Origin of the sequence: Candidatus Berkiella aquae (assembly GCF_001431295.2) — a bacterium.
In the GTDB taxonomy this organism is placed as follows: Bacteria; Pseudomonadota; Gammaproteobacteria; order Berkiellales; family Berkiellaceae; genus Berkiella; species Berkiella aquae.
In genome coordinates this window covers 1,542,813-1,565,117 of record NZ_LKAJ02000001.1, presented here as the reverse complement: position 1 = coordinate 1,565,117, position 22,305 = coordinate 1,542,813, and the positions used below count along the sequence as shown (strand labels likewise).

The 22,305-nt window shown below is 40.2% G+C and carries 21 protein-coding genes; 1 reads left to right on the top strand and 20 read right to left on the bottom strand.

What is annotated here, in order from left to right; genetic code table 11:
- Positions 1-13 precede the first annotated feature (13 nt).
- Complete coding sequence (locus HT99x_RS07005) at positions 14-787, top strand: bZIP transcription factor (RefSeq protein ID WP_075066342.1); 774 nt, start codon at positions 14-16, stop codon at positions 785-787.
- Positions 788-789: 2 nt separating this feature from the next.
- Here the strand turns inward: HT99x_RS07005 and HT99x_RS07000 are convergent, their stop codons facing one another.
- The 20 genes from HT99x_RS07000 to tsf all read right to left on the bottom strand — a co-directional run bounded on the left by HT99x_RS07000 (position 790) and on the right by tsf (position 22,265).
- A complete protein-coding gene (locus HT99x_RS07000; protein ID WP_158003382.1) occupies positions 790-1,242 on the bottom strand; it encodes a cupredoxin domain-containing protein in 453 nt (150 codons plus the stop codon).
- A 28-nt stretch (positions 1,243-1,270) separates the two neighbouring features.
- Positions 1,271-2,461 (bottom strand): branched-chain amino acid transport system II carrier protein, encoded by a 1,191-nt coding sequence (locus HT99x_RS06995; protein ID WP_075066344.1) that lies wholly within the window; start codon positions 2,459-2,461, stop codon positions 1,271-1,273.
- Between the two features lie 152 nt (positions 2,462-2,613).
- Positions 2,614-3,414 carry a glycosyltransferase family protein gene (locus tag HT99x_RS06990; protein WP_075066345.1) on the bottom strand — a complete coding sequence of 267 codons (801 nt, stop codon included), beginning with the start codon at positions 3,412-3,414 and terminating at the stop codon, positions 2,614-2,616.
- Positions 3,415-3,619: 205 nt separating this feature from the next.
- On the bottom strand, positions 3,620-4,924 hold the full coding sequence (locus HT99x_RS06985; protein ID WP_075066347.1) for a phospholipase effector Tle1 domain-containing protein: 1,305 nt from the start codon (positions 4,922-4,924) through the stop codon (positions 3,620-3,622).
- A gap of 63 nt (positions 4,925-4,987) precedes the next feature.
- A complete protein-coding gene (gene dnaE, locus HT99x_RS06980; protein ID WP_102134645.1) occupies positions 4,988-8,449 on the bottom strand; it encodes a DNA polymerase III subunit alpha in 3,462 nt (1,153 codons plus the stop codon).
- A complete protein-coding gene (rnhB, locus tag HT99x_RS06975; protein WP_075066349.1) occupies positions 8,449-9,021 on the bottom strand; it encodes a ribonuclease HII in 573 nt (190 codons plus the stop codon). Before rnhB ends, dnaE begins: the two co-directional genes overlap by 1 nt.
- Positions 9,018-10,175 carry a lipid-A-disaccharide synthase gene (gene lpxB, locus HT99x_RS06970; protein ID WP_075066350.1) on the bottom strand — a complete coding sequence of 386 codons (1,158 nt, stop codon included), beginning with the start codon at positions 10,173-10,175 and terminating at the stop codon, positions 9,018-9,020. Before lpxB ends, rnhB begins: the two co-directional genes overlap by 4 nt.
- Complete coding sequence (gene lpxA / locus HT99x_RS06965; RefSeq protein WP_075066351.1) at positions 10,175-10,945, bottom strand: acyl-ACP--UDP-N-acetylglucosamine O-acyltransferase; 771 nt, start codon at positions 10,943-10,945, stop codon at positions 10,175-10,177. The genes lpxB and lpxA overlap by 1 nt, the downstream gene beginning before the upstream one ends.
- The gene (gene fabZ, locus HT99x_RS06960) at positions 10,932-11,396 is read right to left on the bottom strand and encodes a 3-hydroxyacyl-ACP dehydratase FabZ (RefSeq protein WP_445971432.1); all 465 of its coding nucleotides are present in this window, start codon (positions 11,394-11,396) and stop codon (positions 10,932-10,934) included. Before fabZ ends, lpxA begins: the two co-directional genes overlap by 14 nt.
- Entirely contained in the window at positions 11,397-12,464 is a 1,068-nt protein-coding gene (gene lpxD, locus HT99x_RS06955) for a UDP-3-O-(3-hydroxymyristoyl)glucosamine N-acyltransferase (protein ID WP_083482870.1), read from the bottom strand. It abuts the gene before it with no gap.
- Between the two features lie 2 nt (positions 12,465-12,466).
- On the bottom strand, positions 12,467-12,976 hold the full coding sequence (locus HT99x_RS06950) for an OmpH family outer membrane protein (RefSeq protein WP_075066352.1): 510 nt from the start codon (positions 12,974-12,976) through the stop codon (positions 12,467-12,469).
- An 18-nt stretch (positions 12,977-12,994) separates the two neighbouring features.
- Positions 12,995-15,316: an outer membrane protein assembly factor BamA gene (bamA, locus tag HT99x_RS06945; protein ID WP_075066445.1), complete on the bottom strand. Its 2,322-nt coding sequence runs from the start codon at positions 15,314-15,316 to the stop codon at positions 12,995-12,997.
- Positions 15,317-15,519: 203 nt separating this feature from the next.
- Complete coding sequence (locus HT99x_RS06940) at positions 15,520-15,819, bottom strand: hypothetical protein (RefSeq protein WP_075066353.1); 300 nt, start codon at positions 15,817-15,819, stop codon at positions 15,520-15,522.
- Between the two features lie 169 nt (positions 15,820-15,988).
- Complete coding sequence (rseP, locus tag HT99x_RS06935; protein WP_075066354.1) at positions 15,989-17,344, bottom strand: sigma E protease regulator RseP; 1,356 nt, start codon at positions 17,342-17,344, stop codon at positions 15,989-15,991.
- Positions 17,345-18,529: a 1-deoxy-D-xylulose-5-phosphate reductoisomerase gene (gene ispC, locus HT99x_RS06930; RefSeq protein WP_075066355.1), complete on the bottom strand. Its 1,185-nt coding sequence runs from the start codon at positions 18,527-18,529 to the stop codon at positions 17,345-17,347. It abuts the gene before it with no gap.
- Entirely contained in the window at positions 18,526-19,338 is an 813-nt protein-coding gene (locus HT99x_RS06925; RefSeq protein ID WP_075066356.1) for a phosphatidate cytidylyltransferase, read from the bottom strand. The genes ispC and HT99x_RS06925 overlap by 4 nt, the downstream gene beginning before the upstream one ends.
- 2 nt (positions 19,339-19,340) lie before the next feature.
- On the bottom strand, positions 19,341-20,039 hold the full coding sequence (uppS, locus tag HT99x_RS06920; protein ID WP_075066357.1) for a polyprenyl diphosphate synthase: 699 nt from the start codon (positions 20,037-20,039) through the stop codon (positions 19,341-19,343).
- A 54-nt stretch (positions 20,040-20,093) separates the two neighbouring features.
- Positions 20,094-20,651: a ribosome recycling factor gene (frr, locus tag HT99x_RS06915; protein WP_075066358.1), complete on the bottom strand. Its 558-nt coding sequence runs from the start codon at positions 20,649-20,651 to the stop codon at positions 20,094-20,096.
- Positions 20,644-21,378 carry a UMP kinase gene (gene pyrH / locus HT99x_RS06910; RefSeq protein ID WP_075066359.1) on the bottom strand — a complete coding sequence of 245 codons (735 nt, stop codon included), beginning with the start codon at positions 21,376-21,378 and terminating at the stop codon, positions 20,644-20,646. Before pyrH ends, frr begins: the two co-directional genes overlap by 8 nt.
- Positions 21,375-22,265, bottom strand: coding sequence for a translation elongation factor Ts (gene tsf / locus HT99x_RS06905; protein WP_075066360.1), 891 nt, complete (start codon positions 22,263-22,265; stop codon positions 21,375-21,377). The genes pyrH and tsf overlap by 4 nt, the downstream gene beginning before the upstream one ends.
- Positions 22,266-22,305: the final 40 nt, after the last annotated feature.

The following is a 22,305-nucleotide window of genomic DNA, read 5'->3' as shown; positions in this document are numbered from 1 at the left end:
ATAGGATGCAATCATGTCTACTCAAGGCCCTAATGACGTCCTTACAGGACTCTATGAAGATGAAAATCCTGCATTTGATAGTTTAGCAACGGATGTACCGCTGTTATTCAATGATTCCGCTCTTTTACCTAGCTCTCTCGGCTTTTATGAAGCGAGTTTCTCCCCCTTTCCTAGCGAGGGCTTGTATGAGCCAGATACGATGGCGCTATTATTCACTCATACCACTTTTGAAGAAAGCGCACCTGAAAAAAAGCCTGAATACACGACTCAAAGTAGTAGTACGACATTTAACCATGCAACCGTCAATAGCAAAGAATCCTCTGAATATTCAGAAAATTCTGAATATTCAGACTCTGATTCTGACTCTGAAGCCATTGATAGTAGTTATGATCTTGTGAAAATTAGGCAGATCAAAAAGAAAATTCTCAGTGCAAAAAAAGCTATATTAGAATATCAAATAGAGAAAAACGACGCTAACACCATTGAAAATCCATCAGGTCGTAGAAAGGAAATCAATAGAATTTCAGCAGGGATCTCACGCCAGAAAAAGACTATCTTCTCATTGAAGCAAGAACTCAAAATCATGCAGTTGATCAAAGAAAATATTGAGTTAAGGGAACGTGTTGCAAAATTAGAACAAGCGATATCTGCCCCGAATGAAACCATGATAAGCCAGTCTTTATTGTTGCCCCAATATCAAGCGTCTCAATCTCCAAAAACATCGAAGAATATTCCTTTAGTTCCCTCCCCAGCTAAAAAAAGACCTCGATATTCTGGTGGCCATTAAATTTAGTCGCGACGACCACCTTTTAATAAACGACGCTTCTCTATGACGGGAGGCGTTTTTTCTTGGTCATTTGTTGGTTGTTCTTCTGCCGGTAAGTTTTCGGTAACAGCAGATTCAGCTAAGGTAATAATGATTTTTCCTCTTGCTCCTTTTTGGCTACTGCTGCCATTGATTGCATAATAATCAAATTCACCTGGCTGATGGGGAGAAAATAGCCAAAGAACTTTGGCATTAGAAGGAACCGTCAAACTATCTTGAGTGACATTGGCTGCACCTTGCAGATATTGCGTTAAGATGCTTTGTGCAAACTCTCCAAAATACCAACTCGTGCCATGAGGATTGTCATTATCAATGACTAATAAGTAGTCAACGCCCGTTGTAAAACGTAATTCAGTGGTGTCATTAACTCGCAAATCAATCAAACTCGGATTCACAGCATTGGCCTGATTAGCCATACCAAGCATTGTGACTAACAGGACAGTGTTAACCCATCGTGAACCCTTTATATAATAAGGTAGCAACAAACGTAGAATAAACTGGCATTTTAACATAAGGAAACCCATACAACTTATAGAGAATATTACAGACTGTTAAAACGATGATCGCAGGATAGCAGACCGACATAATAGGATTTAAAAATGCCATAATTGCTGCAAATCCTAAGTTAGTAAAGATAACAGTTATTACCATGGTAATAAACATCATCCAACCATAGCTGTAAGATAATTTTTTACCTAAGGATGTATTCATCACTTCGACATGAATAACATCGACAACAGCCACCGCTAAGCTCATCACCGTCGTTAAACATGCAAGGACAATCGCAATATTTGCGACCATGGCTAATTTAGAACCTAAAAGATGTATTGCCAAGGTTGCGAGCACTTGTTCAGGTGCTGTATTTTGTAACGCGGCTGAATGAAGTGCAGCACTGAAACTTAATCCAACATAAACCAATCCGAGCAAACCGCCCCCGACGATACTTGCCCATACATAGGTAGGAATTAATTTTGTTTTGATATCTTTATCATCTTTAATACTGAGTTTTTCTTGTAATAAAAGCCAAATGCTGACAGAAAAAATAATGGAGGCTAATAAATCCATTGTATTATAGCCAACAACTATCCCCTCTTTGATTGCCATGAAGGATGAATAAGGTTCAGAGACCATCGGTCCCCCTTTGGCAATCCCGGTAATCATAATGACGACCAAGCTTAATAACAAAACCGGGCTTAAAAAATAGCCTAAAACAGGTAAAATAAGATTTCTTCTGGCAATCAAAACCAATGTCACCAAACCTGCAATAAGACTAAATATGAAAAGACTCAAATCCGGTAGATATGGTTTAACAGCACCATAAGCGACGATAAAACAGCGAGGCATCACCCCTATCGGTCCAAGTAACGCTAAAATTAACATGACAGCCAAATATCCCGGCAATTGGCCAATTCGATAAAAAAATCGTTTGCAATCACCTTCAAATAACACACTACCTAATAAACCAAGCAATGGTGCGCCGACAGCCGTGATAGTGAGTCCCAATAATGCCCAAGTGATCTGATTACCCGTCTGCGCGCCCAATAACAAAGGAAAGACAACGTTGCCGGAACCAAAAAACATGGAGAAGATTGCAATGCCTGTCGACCAAATGATTGCCAGAGAAGATAATCTCATTATGTCACCTTGAACTTTATTTACGTGGCTTTGTAACGGATAAATACAAAGATGGATCGCAATGAGGGGATTTTATATAACCATTACACCCTAACATGATAATTTAGGGGTGACAATGATTTATTGATAGCCATATTTGTTTGATAGCTTCATTATGCTTTAGGCTGTTTCTGCAGCCCACCTAAAGCCATAAAATTACCCTCGTAATCTTCTTGTCCTTGATGAACCAAATTAATACTTAAATCCGCATAAATATGCCCACCAATGCTTTTATAACGACGGCAGAAGCTGTAATCTTCTGAGTAATATTCACCGTTTTTTCCCACACTTAATTCGAATAAACAATACAACTGTTTTTTAACTTCCTCAGGTAAGTCATTGCCAGGATTTTGTATTTTTAATTCTGGAAACGCTCGGTGCAGCTGTTCAACAGCCTGACGTGAAATCAACATAAATGCAGTTGCAATATGCTCAACTTCAATTAATCCACCTCGCGCTTCACGTGAAGGGCCAAAATTAATTGCGTATTCAACGAGATTCGCTTTTATTTTTTCCCGAAAAGCTTCTGGTGAAAGCGTATCATCCATGACAATATCGCGCACAGCAGGCGTACGAAGTTTATCCCAATAATACTGCTTTTTAGGAAACGTTGCACCAATAATCGGCTTATTCGCAGCAAGGAGTTTTTGAATATCGGTGGGTTCCCACTTCATATCAGAATCAATAAATAAAACATGCGTAATTTGGGGATCAGCCATTGCAAAGGCAATAAAGTGATTTCTTGCCCTAGGAACCAGACTTTCATAAAGAACAAACTTATGTGCAAATTTGACCGTTTGCACTGTTTGAAAATACGTCAAGGTTTTTAATAAAGAAAGCGTATAGCCTGCATGACAAACCCCATTGTAACAGGGCGTTGCAATTAATATCTTCTGGGTTTGCTCCTGTGTCATGATATACAGCTTCCATAGAAAAAGTATCTATAAAAAGTATACACCGTATATACCGCTCGTACTTCTCCCCCTGATAACTCCCTTCGCGTAAAGAAACACTTCAAGTCATGCTTCGCATCTTGAAGTGTACTGAGTATATCTTGCCTAGCTGCTGCGCTTATCATCAAGAGGAAAATCATAATTCTCCCCCTGATAACTTCAACTTTTACTTAATATTTTTTTTTCTGCGCGACACTGTTTGCATTTTCAGGATCGAGACACTGGATTGCTGAGAGTGATGTGTTTTGCCATCAGAAAGACGTTTTTTGTCATACCTTGGTGTAAAACATCGGGATAAACTGCCTCTTATTAGCTTTGTCGCCCCATTCATTTTCGCATCAGGTAATATTTTGGATCCTTTAGGCGATTCTCGATTGGATTTTACACTCTTTTTCGGTTGCTTATTTTGAACTTCAACCGCTTCGCTTGCGGCTGTAATACGCACTGTTCCTAACGTACCATTGCGTTTAACCAATTTCATTGCCTGAAATGGCATCAAACCAATTGGAAAGTAGTTTTGTCGATTCATTCTATCAACAACGCTTTCATGCACTAACGGTAATTCGGCAGATATACCCTCTGCTGTTTTAACAATGACTTTTCTTGCTTCGCGGAGTTTAACAGGAATGTCATGTCGACTTTGATTATGTACTGCGCTGACAATATTACATCTTTTCTGTGCTTCAAGTTTGTCAATAAAGCTTTGTTTAAATTCCAAACCATTTTGGCTTGCACGCTGCACAATATATTGCAAAGGATCATCAGAGACAGTGGGAACATTCGCATAAGGGATCATATGACCACCCCCCACCCCTAAATGGTCACCTGCAAACCAAACTTCTTCTGTTTTTCCTGCCACTATATCCAGTAGCGCTGGTCGATTGACACTATGTACATCATCTAAAGCTACCGCATGATAAGCTTTTGTTTCTTGTGGGATATCTAAACGATAATAGCCACGAGGGTAATAATTCCTCAATGAAAAAGGAGATAAAATTGAAACGGTCACTGGGGTTGATAACTGCACGCTATCTAATAAGTATTCCGCATCTAATCTTACTTTAATGCCATATTTTTTTAATTCATTGGGCATGTTATCAATAAGGCGTTTTTTAATAAATTCCATTCCAAAATGTCTTGCTAAAGAAGCACCTTCACTAAAACCAAATAAAGAAATATCAACCGTGCCATCTCGACTAAGATCATTACTGGTGATCGCGGAGCGAATGCGACGAATCACTTGCTCCAAAACAGAATCTAAAAAGAAAGCATAGCTATGCCCTGAAAAATGCATCGCCAAGCGAAATAAAAAAGGACGAGATTCATTAATCGTTTTTAAATTATAATAAAGGATTGATTGATTTTGATTTGATTGTAAACCTGATTCAATCTGTTTTAGGTTGCTCAACTTTTCAAAATAGTCAATACCCTCAGCACCATTTAACATAACCGCAATACGGAAATTCTTCATACTACACCTCACTATACTCATTTCACTTCCAGATAAGAAACATCACTAGAAATGATAACTACATTAATATGCAATCGTTGCAGCTTGTGCCTCTAATGCCGTATTAATATGCAAGACAAGTTCCTGAGAAGGTTTCACATTCCATTGCTGGCCTAATTTAATTTTTACTTTTGCATTTTGATTTTGATATTCAACATAAATAGGGCAATTACCGCGTTCATAAAATGTTAAACATTCTTTCAACATTTCCAAACTGTTTTCCTTAACATCATTCGAAATCTTAACAATAATTGCCTTTGCATACATTTCTCTTGCAGCATCTAATCCATAAAGATTTTGAGCACGGATCTTACGTGACCCACTCGCTGGATCCACGGTGATGTTGCCTTCAATGATTAAGAGTTGATCTTTTACTAATAAATCTCTGCATGTTTGATAGGTTTGAGGAAAAATTGCCACCTCAAATCGTTCATCGCCTTCATCAAAACCAATGATGGCCATTCTTTCACCATTTTTGGTTTGCATTGTTTTAATCGACAAAACAATACCTGCTATAAGCGATTTTTGTTCCTTCTTATTGATGACGACCTTACTAAATTTGGACACACCAAATTTTTGTAATTCATCTTGAACCAATAATATAGGATGACCAGAGAAATACATGCCTAACGATTCATTCTCAGCTTGTAATTTCTCTTCTTGAGTCCAAGGATTAATATTGGTTGGAATATTTATCTCTTTTGTCTCTTCGATATGTTGGAATAAATCATGCTGGCCATGAGTATTATTCTTTGCTTGTTGAACAGCTTGCAACATTGCAGCATCTAATATTGCCATCATTAAAGAACGTTCTTGCAAGAAACAGTCAAAAGCACCCGATTTGATAAGCGCTTCTAAAACGCGTTTATTCACCTTTTTATTATCAACGCGTTCACAAAGTTCAAATATGTTTTTGAAAGCGCCTTGCTCTCTTACTTCAAGAATATGCAAAATAGCAGCTTCCCCAACCCCTTTTATGGCTCCAAGCCCATAAACAATTTCATTTTGGAAATTGACCGTAAATGCGTAAAAACTTTCATTAATATGAGGGGGTAATACTTTAAGCTGACAATGCTTACATTCTTCAATTAATGTGACAATCTTATCCGTATGGCTCATATCTGCAGAAAGCACTGCCGCCATAAATGCACTAGGGTAATGTGCTTTAAGCCACGCTGTTTGATAGGAGACTAGAGCATACGCTGCGGAGTGAGATTTGTTGAAACCGTAACCTGCAAATTTTTCCATTAAATCGAAAATATAGGTAGCTGTTTTTTCATCAACACCATTTGCCACAGAACCTTCTGTAAAAATGGTCCGTTGCTGCGCCATTTCTTCAGGTTTCTTTTTACCCATTGCTCTTCTCAGTAAATCAGCACCCCCTAGCGTATAGCCCGCTAACGTCTGAGCAATTTGCATTACCTGTTCTTGATATAAAATAACACCGTAGGTTGGTTTCAATATGGGTTCAATGGCAGGATGTGGGTACTCTACCTTCTGGCGTTTATGTTTACGGTTAATGAAGTCATCAACCATCCCTGATTGCAAAGGACCTGGTCTAAATAACGCAACCAAAGCGATAATTTCTTCAAATTGATCAGGCTGCAACCGTTTGATCAATTCTTTCATGCCTCTTGACTCTAACTGAAAAACGGCTGTCGTTGCACAGCGCTTCAATAAATCAAAAGTCATTGCATCATCGAGTCTTATCGATTGAATATCAACATTTGGTTCGCCACGTGCTTGTAAAATTGCATTGGCATTTTTTATCGCCCAATCAATGACTGTTAAAGTTCGCAGGCCTAAAAAGTCAAATTTAATCAAACCAATGGTTTCAACGTCATCTTTGTCAAATTGAATAACAACTTGATTGCTGTTTTTTTCACAATAAAGGGGGGCAAAATCGGTTAACGCCGACGGTGCAATGACGACCCCGCCCGCATGTTTACCGACATTTCGGGTTGTTCCCTCTAACTTGCTAGCAAGATCAATTAAGGTTTTTACTTCTTCCTCTTCTTGATAGCGTTTTTGTAAGGTTTGCTCTTGAGCTAGGGCTTTTTCCAAGGTCATGCCAATTTCAAAGGGAATTAACTTGGCAATTTTATCAACGAATCCATAGGGATGACCCAAAACCCGTCCAACATCTCGTATAACCGCTTTTGCTGCCATCGTGCCAAATGTGGCAATCTGAGACACATTATGGCGTCCATAGCGCTTAGCAACGTACTCAATAACGCGATCGCGATTATCCATGCAGAAATCGATATCAAAGTCAGGCATCGAGACCCGTTCTGGATTTAAGAATCTCTCAAATAGCAACTCATACTCAATAGGATCCAAATCAGTGATTGCTAAGGCATACGCCACTAAAGAACCCGCGCCCGAACCTCGTCCTGGTCCAACGGGGATATGATTTAATTTTGCCCATTGAATAAAATCAGAGACAATTAAAAAATAGCCTGGAAATCCCATGGAGTTAATCACTCGCAATTCAAGGTGCAATCGCTCCAAATAGGTTTGCGTCATTTGCGCTTGCTGATCTTCTGGGATTTGTTTTAAGGCAAATATTTGCACTAAACGTTGATGCAAACCATCTACGGATGCCTTTTCTAAATAAGATTCCTCTGACATCTCCTCGGGCACCGGAAATGAGGGTAAAACGGTCTTATCTAGTGTCAGTGCTAAAGAACAACGTTTAGCAATATTAATCGTATTTTCGATCGCTTGTGGCAAATCAGCGAATAATGCCGTCATTTCTTCGGGCGATTTAAAATACTGTTCGTTAGAATAGCGATTGGATTGTGCTGATTGCTCTAAAGTCGTACCTTCTTGAATACAGACACGCGCCGTGTGAGCTTCAACATCATCTGCTGCAAGAAAAACCACATCATTGGTTGCCACAATCGGGCATTGATGTTGTTCTGCTAAGGCTAAAACATGTTTTTCGTAAATTTGTTCATTTGCACGATTGGTTCGTTGTATTTCAAGATAAAAACGACCCGGAAATGCTTTCATCCAATCATTTAAAAAAGCATTTGCTTTAAAAAGAGAATTTTGCAGTATGGCTTGACCAATATCACCGGCTTTAGCACCTGATAAAGCGATTAAGCCGTCTGCATGCTCAATAATCCACTGCTTTTTGGCTAATGGCACAGAAAGCCTTTCTCCTTCTTGATAGGTTAAGCTAATCAAGCGAGTTAGGTTCCAATACCCTTGCATATTTTGACAGAGCAATATCAGTTTATAATATTCGTTTGGTTGTTCCTCATTTTCAATAGCAATTTCAGCGCCGACAATAGGCTTAATGCCCTGCTGCAAACAACCTTTATAGAATTTAACCATGCAAAACAAATTCGCGACATCGGTGACAGCAACCGCTGGCATGCCATATGCTTTTGCTTTTGCACACAATTCCGGGATTTGTACGATACTATCGACAATCGAATATTCGCTATGCAAACTAAGATGGACGAACGATGTCATGATTAACCCACTTCTAAGCAAAGCGCCTTAACGGGGGCAAAACTTTTTCGATGTAATGGTGTTACACCATGCTTTTGTAAAGCTAATAAATGCTTTTGTGTGCCATAACCTTTGTGCTGACCGAACCCAAAATCTGGATAGGATTTATCGAAATAACTCATAATTTTATCCCGCGCAACCTTTGCAATGATAGACGCTGCGCTGATTTCAGCAATGAGATCATCTCCACCTATAATGGCTTCACTTTTGATAATAAGGTTAGGGCAACGATTTCCATCAATCAATGCCAGTTTTGGCGTAAGACTTAAATTTTCTATTGCTCTTTTCATTGCTAACAATGACGCATTTAAAATATTGACGCTATCAATCTCAGGAACACTTGCAATACCAATAGCCCAACATCTAGCTTGTTGCTTAATGAGATGAGCAAGCTCTTCACGCTTTTTATCGGTCAGTTTTTTAGAGTCGCGTAACCCTTCAATCGGTTTGCGGTTATTCAGAATCACTGCCGCCGCTAATACGGGTCCTGCTAACGGACCCCGACCGACTTCATCAACACCTGCAATGATTGTCATCTGTTTTCCTTGATTACATCTACAATAGCATTAGCAGCAGTTAACCCTGCGTTTTTTCTGAGAGATTGATGAAGGGTCAAAAAATGCTGACTCACTTCTTTTGAAAGCTCAGGGTTTTGTAAATATTCTAAAATAGCACTTCCCATTGCCGCTGGCTTAACCTCATCCTGAATAAATTCTTTCATCAGTAATTTGCCTGCGAGCAAATTGGGTAATGCAATATAAGGTACTTTGATCAATCTTTTGGCTAGGGCAAAACCCCATTTCGACATTTTATAAGCAACAATCGTGGGTCTTTTTACCAGCATTGCTTCTAGTGAAGCTGTGCCCGATACAGTTAATACCACATCAGCCGCTGCCATCACAGTACGCGCATTTCCTTGGTATAATTTGATGGTAATATCGTCATAAGCTTGTAGATATTCTTGAAATTGTGCTTGCGTGTTCTCGTTAGCACTAGGGGAAATAAATTCAATATCAGTAATTTTCTTTTTTAACCACCTGGCTGTTTCGATAAAATCTTTAGCTAAATAGACAAGTTCTTGACGGCGACTACCCGGTAATAGTGCAACTATTTTCTTATCCTGTGCTAAATCAAGCTGACTGCGTGCTTGCGCTTGCGAAAAATGCAACGGTATAACATCGGCCAATGGATGCCCCACACAAGTATTGGGCACCAAATGAGTTTGATAAATTTGGGTTTCAAAGGGAAATAGACATAGCATTCGATTAATCGCTTTTTTAATCTTATGAATTCTTCCTTTGCGCCATGCCCATACGGTTGGGCTTACGTAATGTACAGTGCGAATACCCTGTTTTTTTAGAGAATGCTCAAGCGACAAATTAAAATCAGGAGCGTCAATGCCAATAAAGACAGCAGGTGGTTGTTGTATGAAATATTTCTTTAAATGGCTTCTTATTTTAAGCAGCTCAGGAAGTCTCTTCAGGGGCTCAATAAAGCCCATGACCGAGAGTCTTTCAAGTGGATAAAGACTTTCCATTCCTGCTGCAATCATACGCGCACCACCAATGCCAATAAACGTAGCTTGGGGATATATTTTTTTTAAGGCTAAGATTAAATCTGCGCCTAAGATGTCACCTGATTCTTCACCAGCGACCAATCCAAAGCGGAAACTTTCCTCTTTAGCCTCCATTAGCGAGCTATGCCGCGCTTAGATTTCTTAATAAAATCAACAATAACTTGAATATGTCTGCATTCAGGAATCATTGCTTCAATTTTATGTACCGCTTCTTCCAGCGTTAGACCTTGTCGATACAAAATCTTATAAGCACGTTTTAACACGGTTAGATCATCTGGCGTAAAGCCGCGTCTTTTTAACCCTTCAACATTTAATCCATAGGTTTCTGCAGGATGTCCTGAAACCGTAATAAAGGGTAAAACGTCTTTGACGATAATACTGCCACCTGCACAAAAGCAGTGACTGCCAATATTGCAAAATTGATGAACGCCAACAAAACCACCTAAATTGGCATGATCATCAACCGTAACATGGCCTGCTAATGATGCATTATTAGAAAACGTTGTAAAGTTTCCAACATGACAATCATGCGCTATGTGTACATAAGCCATGAATAAGTTGTCATTACCAATTTTAGTAAGCCCGCCTCCAGAGGTCGTTCCTCTTGAAACCGTCGTACATTCGCGAAAGGTATTGTTATCTCCGACTTCCAATCGAGTGGGCTCGCCCGCGTATTTTTTATCTTGCGGATCTTCTCCAATCGATGAAAATTGAAATATTTTATTGTTGCGACCAATCTTGGTCGGGCCATTGATAACTGTGTGAGGGCCTATCCAAGTTCCTTCGCCTATCTCCACATCAGCTCCGATAATGGAAAAAGGAGAAATTTCGACGTTCGCAGCGATTTTTGCACTCTTATCGATAATTGCTTTATCCGAGATCACTGGCCAACTTCCTCATTGCGCTTAAAATATCTACCGAGCAAACAAGTTTTCCATCAACTTTTGCTTCACCATGGATCTTCCAAAAGTTTCCTTTGTTTCCCACTATTTGCACATCCAAGATTAATTGATCTCCTGGAATGACCATTTGCTTAAATTTAGCGTTATCAATTCCTGCAAGGAAAAATAAGTGTTCTTTTGGGCTACTACCTGTTTTAAGGTAAGCTAAAATAGCACCTGCTTGCGCTAATGCTTCTGTAATTAACACCCCTGGCATAACAGGGTTTTCTGGAAAATGTCCCATGAAACAAGGTTCATTCATGGTGACATTCTTTACGCCCACAAGCGACTCTTCTGTATACTCAAGCACCTTATCAATCATTAAAAAAGGATAACGATGCGGTAACATTTTAATCAGTTCATGGATATTGAGTACTCTACTTTCCAATATCACTTAACTACCCTCCTTTTCTTTTAATTTTTTTTCGATTTCTTTTACACGACCCGCTAATTGATCAAGTCGATGAAATCTCAAGAGGTTTTTCTTCCATTGATGGATATCGGTTGTCGTTATAGCAGAAGCGTACGCTCCTGGAGTCGAAATAGATTGGGCAACGTTTGAACAACCAACAATTTGAACAAAGTCGCCAATATGGATGTGACCGTTAAACCGTGTTCCACCGCCAACCATACAATGTTTGCCTAACGTCGTGCTGCCTGCAATACCCACACAAGCTGCAATTGCTGTGCTATCGCCAATTTTAACGTTATGACCAATTTGAATCAGATTATCTAGGATGACATCATTACCAATTTCAGTATCTTCAATTGCACCTCTATCAATGGTGGTATTGGCGCCAATTTCTACTCTATCGCCAATTTTAACACCACCCACTTGCGGTACTCGTACCCAATGCGCTTTATTTTTAACAAAACCAAAGCCATCACTGCCGATAATAACCCCTGAATGGATAGTGCAGTTTTTGCCAATCTGGCAACCATGATAAATGGTGACACGAGGATACAAAATCGTGTTTTCGTCGATGACCGTATCATTACCAATTGAACAGCCTGCTTGCAAAATGACATTGGCACCAATTCTGACACGATCACCAATCACACAATTTGGGCCTATGTAAGATAAAGGATGTATATCGGTCTCATTACCAATAACAGCACTTTCATGGATTGAAGGCAGAACTGATTGATTGGGATACAAACATTCAACGACTTTAGCAAACACCAATTTGGGATCTTGACAGATAAGCGCATGGGTTTTGCATGCCTCAATATCTTTCTCGGTCAAAATGACGGCTGTTGCTTGTGTTTTCTCAAGCATTGCACGATATTTTGCATCCGCTATAAAGGTAATATCACCTTCTTTTGCATTGGATGTCGTGCCTACACCAGTCACTTCAACGTTCGGATCACCCTTTAGGGTTGCGCCTGTTAACTGTGCCAGAGCGCCCAATGTCATCACATTGGGGCGCATCATTTTTGCTTTATGTTCAATACTATTCATGATTATGCGTTAGGTGCTGTCGCTTTTAATACTTTGTCGGTAATGTCCATTTGTTTAGAAGCAAAAGGTGCCGCTTCACGAACAAATATCAAATCGTATTTTTCTTTTTTCGCGATTTCGTCAATGGCAGCGCTCACTTTATCAATGACTTTCTTCATTTCTTCTTGCTGGCGCATTGCTGCATCTTCGCGATATTCATTTTGCAGACGTTGTAATTCACGTTGTCCTGCCATGACTTCTTTTTCTAGTTTAGCTTTTTCAGCTTCACTCATGACAGCGCTATTTCTTTGTAGTTTTTCAGCTTTTTCTTTTACTGATTTTTCTTGCGCCATGATTTTTTCTTCACGAGCTTTAAATTCGCTCTTCAGTTTTTCCATCGCAGCTTTTGCTTGAGGTGAATTGCTAACAATTACTCGCATATCAATCACACCAATTTTAGCTTCAGTTGCTTGTGCAAGTGGTGCTAAACAAGTTAAACCCAATGCTAATAAAATATGTTTTAATTTTTTCACAATGATGCTCCTTGGCATTTAAAAGACGGTTCCAAAAGTAAACGCAAATTTTTGTATTCTATCACCTTCATGTTCGTTAAGCGGTGTAGCTAAACTAAATACTAACGGTGCAATCGGTGACATCCACGTCAAAGATAATCCAGTTGAGTAACGTAATCCCGTAGGATTTCGTGATTGCGTTGGATACAAGAGACTTTCTCTATTTTCTAAATCATAAACTTGGCCGCCATCTAGAAACCACGCTAACCGCACTGATTTCGTATCCGGCATGAAAAAGTTAGGGAAAATTAAAGCCAAGGTTCCTGTTGCTAGGAAGTTACCACCAAATGGATTCCCTAAGGAATCAGTTGGGCCTAAGCTGCTTTCTTCAAATCCCCTAACGGTTCTTGTACCGCCAGCAAAATAGTTTTTATAAAATGGCAATCCATTGGTTTTGCCATAACCATTACCATATCCTAAGGTTGCCGATGTCATACCAATAAAGCCATGTGATAAGCTTTGGTACTTCTGCAAACTGTAACTCAAACGATAATATTCTAAATGCGATCCAGGTACAGAGAAAGTGGCTCCTGCTGCTTGTTGCAAACCATTTTCTGGAAATACCATCCTATCGAATGTGTTATGTATCCAACCGAACGCCATAGTGACTTCATTGCTCTTTGTGCCATTTTCAGCAACAAAGGCTAAAATCTCGATGGGTACTTGAACACCCCCAATCGCAAGCGTCGTTGATTGGAAACCATAACCGAAAGTGAGTCTGTCATGCGGCGAAATAGGCATACCGTAGCTCATGTTTGCGCCATAAGCATCTGTCGTGTAGTTGGTAATGCTGGTGGATTTACCTAAATCTGTTTCGCTATAGAAGATGTTAAAGCCCCTGCTAATACCATCAATGGTATAGTAAGGGTTGTTATACGACATGTTGTAAGTCGTGTAAGCTTTACTTCGATTGAAATTGAAATCAACGCTTTTACCGGTACCAAGAAAGTTACGATTACTGATATTGGCATTAAACAATAAGCCATCAACGTCAGAATAACCAACACCACCACCTAGCTGCCCAGACGAGGCCTCTTCGACGGTAAACACAATATCAACTTCGTCAGTTGTACCTGAAACAGGACGCGTTTCTACTTTAACATCGGTAAAATAGCCTGTTCTATTTAAACGTAACTTGGAGTCTTCGATAAATTTAGTATTAACCGGCGCGCTTTCCATCTGAATAATTTCACGACGGATCACTTCATCTTTGGTTTTCGTATTGCCTTCAAACATGACTTTACGAACATAGATTTTATTACCTGGCTCAATATAGAACGTTAATTTAACGGTTTTATCAGCCTCTTGAATATCCGGTACTGGATTTACTTTTGCAAAGGCATAGCCTTCTTGGCCCAATCTATCAGACAGTTTTTTCACCACATTGGCCACTTTAGCACGTGAAAAAACTTCGCCGTCTTTTAATTCAACCAAGGATAATAATTCAGCTTCAGGTAAAATAGTATTACCTGCTAACTGAAAACCAGATAGGACAAATTCATCGCCTTCTTCCATGTTAATGGTAATGTAGATGTCTTGTTTATCAGGCGTTATAGCAACTTGTGTTGAGATAATCCGAAAATTCAGATATCCCCTATCTAAATAAAATGTGCGTAAGGCTTCTAAGTCTGCGCTAAGCTTTTGTTTATCGTATTGATCTGCTTGTGAGACCCAACTCATGTAATTCGTTGGTGATAAAGTAAACGACTTAAGCAACTCGCTTGTCGTGAAAGCATGATTACCAACCAAGTTAATAGTTTTTATGCGAGCAGCCTGACCTTCCTCAATTGCAATGCTGACATTGACACGATTATTCGGCTGCTCTTCAACTGTCGCATCTACTTTGACAGCATATTTACCATGACTAAAATATAATCGTTCTAATTCATTACGTACTTGTTCCAGCATGGCACGGTCAAATACATAACCTTCCGCTAAGCCTGCAGTCTTCAAGGTGGATAATAAATTTTCTTCAGTGATTTCTTTATTACCGGAAACAGTGATTTTTCCGATGGTCGGTCTTTCTATGACTTGAACGACCAGCACATTTCCATCGCGTTTTAACTCGATGTCTTGAAAAAAACCGGTTTCAAAAAGTGCTCTTAGGATTTCACCTGTTTTTTCGGGCGCAAGTGATTCACCAACATTCACTGGCAAATAGTTATACACCGTTCCTTCGGTAATTCTTTGTAAACCTTCTATACGAATATCTTTGACAACAAATTGCTCAAAGCCTTGAACAGATACCGCATAGTTTGTAAGCAAACCAGCTGCTAGTGCAGTCAACCAACGACTTTTCATATTTATTTTTATTCTCGCATGCAACTCGCGCATGTTAAACAAGTAGAGGCGCCATACTAACACAGCGGGAAATAAATTGAAGTCTCGAGAAGATTTGTATTTGAAAATTAGAGTGAATGTAGTCGACGATAAGCAGGATCATTTTGATTTAATAAATGACCCTGCTCGGTAGAAAGGAGTTTAATTAACTTATTATTCTTATTCTACCAACGTGATTCGCTGCGTCGACCAGCGCCGCCGCCAGCACCACCAGCAGCTTTACGTTCAAGCGCAAACTTAACAACGACTTTGCGACCTGATAATTCTTGGCCATCAAGCTTGAGGGCAGCTTCAGCACTGCTTGCATCATTGAAAGTAATGAAAGCAAAACCACGTGGACGGCCTGTAACGCGATCCTTCGGGAATGCTAAATCAGTGATTTCACCAAATTCAGCAAACGCTGTACGCAGTGAAGATTCATCAAGAGAGTAACTCAGGTTACCAACATAAATTTTGTTTTGCATAAAAATTTCCAAAGATACAAAGTTATAACTAATGCTAATAAGACGATTGGACCTCAAGCCGCCAAAATAGCGTCCCCATTATACCTGAGTTAATTCCTATTGATATACTAATTATGGTGGACACAGCCGCCCGCCACTACAAACTCATCTGTAACTCTGTGTCGTTCCTTCAAAATATACGGGCTAAATCGTTATAAAACGCAACCGACATTAAGAAAATTAACAATAGCATGCCCAGTTTAAAACCATACAGCTGTACTCTTTCAGAGACCGGTTTTCCTTGAATAGCTTCAATGAGAAAATAAAGTAGGTGGCCACCATCTAAAATAGGAATAGGTAATAAATTCAACACCCCTAAGCTAATGCTGATTAGAGCTAAAAATCCTAGGTAATATTGAATACCAAATGAAGCCGATGCTCCCGCCCCTTCTGCAATTGTTAAAGGTCCACTTAGTGTTTTTAGGCCAACATCGCCCGTAATCATTTTGGCAATGACTCGAAATGTAAGCCGGATATACTCCGCTGTCTTTTTATTCGCTTCAACAAATGCCGCAATAGGACCTAAGCGTTCTTTACGTAGTAGTTCAGGCGGCATTTCTACCGATTTAACGACGATTCCCGCATAACCAATCATTTCGCCCGTATCTGATTCACGAGCACGTGGTTTAAAGGTGATGTCTTGGGTCTCATTTTGACGCTTAACGGTTAAAATCATTGGTTTATTAATGCTTTTAACAACAACGCGGGTAAAATCTTGCCAAGCTGAAATAGGTTCACGATTAACAGCAATAATCACATCCCCTGCGCGAATGCCAGCTTTTGCAGCAGGTTCATCTGGAATCACTTCGTGTACTAAAGGTGGAATAGGAGGTTGATAAGGAATAATACCTAATGCATCAACAAGATCAGGTCTATCTCCTTTTAATTGCCAAGTAGCAAGCTTTAATGACAATGTTTCGTGTTGGCCATCTCTTAATACCTCAATAGATAAGGTTTCTTTATCACCTAAGCGAGCCAGTAATTGATTTGTCACACGTTGCCAACTAGAGGTGGTAATACCATCGACTTTCAGGATCTCGTCTTTAGGCTCTAACCCTGCAACGGCAGCGATTGAATGGGGTTTTAACTCCCCCACGATTGGCGCAAGACCTGTGATGCCAATCATATACATCAACCAATAAGCAATGATGGCAAATAAAAAATTAAAGACCGGGCCTGCAAGTACAATAAGAGTACGAGCCCATAGGGGTTTTTGATTAAAAGCTGCGCTTTTTTCGTGTTCAGCAACCGGACCTTCACGTTCATCCAGCATTTTGACATAACCGCCTAAAGGCAAGGCAGCAATCACATACTCTGTTTTATGACGATCTTGAAAACGCCATAAGGTTTTACCAAATCCTATTGAAAAGCGTAGAACTTTTACCCCTAAAAGACGTGCTAGTGAAAAATGCCCCAATTCATGAAATGTGACCAATAAGCCAATAGCAACGATAAAAGCAATAATCGATGTAAATAATCCGCTCAACTAAGCACCTGCTTGAATTAAATCAAAAGTCCTTTCTCTTGCCAATTTATCGGCTAATAAAATCTCTTCAAGTGAGTTTGCCGCCAAATCATAAAATGTTTGCAGTACCGTCTCAATAATAGAAGGTATCTGTGAAAAACACATTTGTTGCTGTAAGAATGATTGCACCGCAACTTCATTACTGGCGTTAAGCACAGTAGGGGCGGCCTTGCCTAGACAGAGGGCGTTATACGCTAACGATAAGCATTTAAATTTATCAACATCGGGTGGTAGGAAGGTTAGCTCTGCTACTTGCGTTAATGAAAGCCGGGTTGCACCCGATGCAATGCGCTCTGGCCACGCTAAACAATTGGCAATGGGGATCCGCATATCTGGTGTTCCTAATTGCGCTAATTGCGACCCATCATGGTATTCTACTAAAGAATGAATAACACTTTGGGGATGAACCACCACATCAATTTCATCATGATTAAAACAAAATAGTTTGCTTGCCTCAATCACTTCCAATCCTTTGTTCATGAGCGTTGCACAATCAACGGTGATCTTCTTACCCATTTTCCAATTAGGGTGCTGGCAAGCCATTTCAGGGGTAATTTCTTTAAACGCCGATTTAGCTGTTTTTAAGAATGGACCACCCGAAGCCGTTAAAATTAATCGGGAAACTCCTTGAGGGCGACTACCGGTTTGATAACCCGGTGGCATACATTGAAATAAGGCATTATGTTCGCTATCAACGGGTAATAACGTTGCTCCGGTACGTGAAGCGGTGGCTAAAAATAAATCGCCCGCCATAATCAACGCTTCTTTATTTGCCAATAAAATCTGCTTGCCTGCCTTGATTGCATTCAATGTGGGTAGCAATCCGGCAGCCCCGACAATTGCGGCAACCACTTTATCGACTTCAGGTAATGACACCACTTCACATAAATCTTGTAAGCCACATAAGACTTTAGTCGATATACCTTGCTGCGTAAGCTTGCTTTGCAAATTTTTAGCAGCTTGCGGTTCCATTAACACGGCAAAAGCAGGTTTAAAAATGCAACATTGCTCATATAATGTATCAACGGAATTATGCGCTGTTAAAGCGATGACTTTAAAACGCTCTGGATGCAATGCAATCACTGCTAACGTATTTTGCCCAATTGAACCGGTTGAGCCTAATATACAAATACCTGATGGTTTCATAGGCTTCTCTGGATCCAAGACATCGCTAAAGCAAAAAAGGGCGCTGCTGCAATTAAACTATCTAATCTGTCCAATACGCCCCCATGGCCAGGCAATAATTTGCCGCTATCTTTCACTCCCGCTAATCTTTTCATCAAACTTTCAAATAGATCACCGACAACCGCCAGCAAAATGGTACCCAGTACAACCGTTAACCAAATACCCAAGGAATGATGACTCGGCAGCATGTTGGTAAAGAAAGCAATAAAGGCAAGCAACAATGCCCCGATTACCCCACCCCAAAAACCCTCTATTGTCTTTTTCGGGCTGATGAAAGGCGCCAACGGGCGTTTGCCAATGATTCTTCCCGTAAAATAAGCGAAGGTATCTGTTGCCCAGATAATCACTAAGCAAATAATTAACCAAACCGGTCCCTCTTCTGCGCGGTGAATGACATTTAAACCATACCAAGCGCTAGGCAATAACAATAAACCAATGGCCCCTTTGATAAGGGGAGCATTTAACCATTTGACAGGTTTATTTGAATAACGACTCAAGCCAATGGCCGCTATTATCCAAAATATCAAAGCAGCAAAGAGAATATAAGGTTGTTTGAAATAAGATAAGAGGCACAATATTGCAATATAACATCCCAGAAACACTGCTTGCTGAGTGTATTTAGGAAATGGACATAATGCTGTCCATTCATGCGCTCCTATCAGCAAAATAATCGCTGATAGTACGGCAAAGGACGTTGCTTGCAGACTCAAAATCCCCCATAACACGAAAGGAATTAAAATGAGTGCTGTTAAAATCCGCCATTTCAGCATAGTTAACCTAACTGATCACCTGTTAATCCAAAGCGACGTTCACACTTTGCGTAACTTGCAAGTGCTCCCGCCAACTCATCAGAAGTAAAATCCGGCCAAAGTGTGGGTGTAAAGAAAAATTCGGTATAAGCAAGTTCCCACAACATAAAATTACTGATTCGCTGTACACCACCGGTTCTTATAAATAAGTCAGGTTCTGGTAAAGCATGTAAACAGAGATGCTCTGTGAAAGCCGCTTCGGTAATTTCCATGGCATTTGCTTGATGGGTATGACAAACCTTTCTAACAGCCTGGAGTAGATCCCAACGACCACTATAATTAACCGCAATATTTAATACGAGTCCCGTATTATGTGCCGTCATTGCTTCTGCGTCGCTTATCGCATTAATTAGCGCAGGTGCAAATATCGTTCTGTCGCCAATGATACGTAAGCGAATATTGTCCTGGTGAATACGGGCAATATCTTTGCGAAGCACCAGGTAAAAGAGTCGAAATAGATTACGAACTTCTTTGCTAGGCCTTTTCCAGTTTTCCATACCAAAAGCAAATAAGGTTAATACTTTAATATTAAATCGCTGACAGGCTGAGATAATCTCCCTAGCACTTTCAACGCCTTTACGATGACCTAAAGTACGGCTGATATGTCTTGCTTTTGCCCAACGGCCATTCCCATCCATAACGACAGCAATATGATTAGGCAAATTGCTGTCGCTTGCTTTTAACCCTGGGTGGTTTGCATACGAAGTATTAATGGATTAAATCTCCATTAAATCTTTTTCTTTGCGTGCTAAAATAGCATCAGCTTGATGAATATATTGATCGGTTAGTTTTTGCATTGCTTCTTCAGCTTTGCGTTGTTCATCTTCACTAATTGCTTTCTCTTTAAGCAGATCTTTGATTTCTTGATTCGCATCACGACGAATATTGCGCACAGCAACTTTCGCATTCTCAACTTCTGCTTTTACTTTCTTAATGAGTTCTTTACGTCTTTCTTCGCTCAAGGGAGGGAAAGGAACACGAATCACATCACCTGAGGTTGCAGGATTAAGACCTAGATCAGCAGCACGTATCGCCTTTTCAATTTCAGGCACTAAACGCTTTTCAAACGGCTTAACCGCTAGCATTAACGCCCCTTCGACCACAATTTGTGCCATTTGGGTTAACGGGGTATCAGTACCATAATAAGAAACAACGACACCTTCTAAAATGCTAGGATTAGCACGCCCTGCGCGTAATTTTGATAATTCTTCTTCAAGAGAATGAAGACTTTTGGTCATTCTTTCTTTTGCATTTTTTTGAACATCATTAATCATTTGGATTTCCTCGCTCCACAACGGTTCCTTCTGGCTCACCTTGCACGATGCGCACTAATGCCCCTGCGTTATTAATATTAAAAACGCGTATTGGCATATCATGATCGCGACATTGACAAAATGCTGATAAATCCATGATACCTAATTCTTTTTCCAATGCTTTTGCATAGGTAATTCGTTGATACAAAGTTGCATGAGGATCAATAGCAGGATCAGCAGAGTAAATACCATCTACATTCGTCGCTTTGAGTAAAACATCGGCTTGGGTTTCAATTGCTCTTAAGCTGGCAGCAGAATCGGTGGTCACTAAGGGGTTACCGGTGCCGGCAGCAAAAATAACCACTCGACCAAATTGCAAATGATGGATGGCTTTGCGTCTGTCATAGTGGTCTACTAACCCCGTCATGGGGATAGCAGACATAATGCGAGTTGCAAGGCCTGCTCGCTCAAGCGCATCACGCATGGCGATGGCATTCATCACGGTTGCCAACATGCCCATTTGGTCGCCAGAAACGCGACCAAGGCCTGCTTTTGATAGTGATTTACCGCGGCAAAGGTTCCCCCCACCAATCACTATCCCAACTTGAACCCCCAACTTAATGAGTTCGCCAACTTCGTCTGCAATCCTATCGAGCACTTTGGGGTCAATCCCAAATGACTCATCGCCCATTAACGCTTCACCACTTAGCTTTAACAGGATCCGTTGATAGATAGGATCTTGACTCATTGTTTACTCCCACGAGCTTGTTCCATCACTTCTTCTTCAAAACTTTTCTTAATCACTTCAATACCTTCACCCACTTCATATCGAAGCATGGAGATGACGGTTGCATTGAGAGGCTTTAATACAGCTTCAATGGTTTGGTCAGGATCTTTGAAGAAGGGTTGACCCAACAAGCAAATTTCAGCTGCAAATTTTTGCAATTGTCCTTGGACAATTTTTTCTAAGATATTATCAGGTTTACCACTTTGTTTAGCGCGTTCCATAAAGATTTCTTTTTCTTTTGCAACAATGGCTTCTGGAATTTCATTAGGCGCAATAAATTGCGGTTTCATTGCCGCGATATGCATTGCTAATTCTTTAGCAATTTCTTCATTGCCACCTTCGATTAATACCAAAGTACCAATGCGGGCATTATGAATGTAACTACCAATACGCTGTTTAGCTTGTGCTTTATAGGAAGTTAAACGTCGAATTTGGATATTTTCACCAATACGAACGATAATCGCTTTTCGCGCTTCTTCAACACTGGTTGCACCTTCAAAAGGAAGTGCTAATAATGACTCAACATCTTGGCAATCTTTGGCTAAAGCCAGATCGGCAACAGCTTGGCAAAATTGAATAAAGCTATCATCGCGTGCCACAAAATCTGTTTCACAGTTAATTTCTATCATCACTGCGTTGGTATGTGAATTTGCAATGGCAATACGACCTTGCGCTGCGGTACGTGAAGCTGATTTATCTGCTTTTTTGTTACCGGATTTTGCGATGAGATCTTCTGCTACAGCCATATCACCTTTAGCTTCAACTAAAGCTTTTTTGCATTCCATCATGCCTGCGCCAGTGCGCTCACGTAATAATTTAACCATTTCAGCGGTAATTTGTTCTGCCATTAGTTTCTCTCCATCTTCAAAATAAAGGGGGCAACGGCCC